The organism is Curtobacterium sp. VKM Ac-2887, assembly GCF_015350935.1.
Classification (GTDB): domain Bacteria; phylum Actinomycetota; class Actinomycetes; order Actinomycetales; family Microbacteriaceae; genus Curtobacterium.
The window spans coordinates 1-693 of record NZ_JADKSB010000052.1; the positions used below are offsets into that span (position 1 = coordinate 1).

A 693-nucleotide genomic window follows, 5' to 3' on the forward strand; every position below is an offset into this window, starting at 1 on the left:
GTTGGCGCCGGCGAGGGATCCCGAGACCAAGGGTGTCGTCGAGCGGGCGAACCGGTATCTCGAGACGTCGTTCTTACCCGGCCGGCTCTTCCAGAACGTCCACGATTTCAACGCCCAGCTGGGTGTCTGGTTGACCGAGCGGGCGAACCAGCGGAAGGTCCGCTCGATCGGAGCCCGCCCGGTCGAGCTCGACGCCCTCGACCGCGCCGGGATGCAGTCCCTCCCGTCGGTCGCGCCGACCACGGGGCTGCGGACGCGGGTCCGGCTCGCCAGGGACTATTACGTCCGCGTCGACGGCAACGACTACTCCGCCGACCCGCGCTTCATCGGACGGTTCGTCGACGTCCACGCAGCACTCGACGAAGTGCGCATCACCTGCAGCGGCGAGCCTGCCGGACGACACGATCGGTCATTGCGCACCGGACAGACGATCACCGACCCTGAGCACGTCGTCGTCGCAGCGCGCCTGCGCGCCCACTACCGGGCCCCGAAGCCCGCGACGGTCCGCTCGCACCAGGACGGGCACCAGGTCCAGATCCGAGCCCTGTCCGACTACGACGCCCTGTTCGGCGTCGACTTCACCACCGATACCACGACGAAAGAAGCACGATGACCAGCAAAACCACGACGCAGACCGACGCACCGATCCCGAAGAACAGCGAGCAGGTCGCTTCCAAGCTCGCCTACCTCGCC

General features: G+C 68.0%; 1 protein-coding gene. It reads left to right on the top strand.

Translation table 11 applies throughout. The features are described from left to right. Positions 1 to 613: Mu transposase domain-containing protein (locus tag ITJ69_RS20195; protein WP_416354946.1), on the top strand; the 613-nt coding region annotated here is incomplete at its 5' end. Positions 614 to 693: the final 80 nt, after the last annotated feature.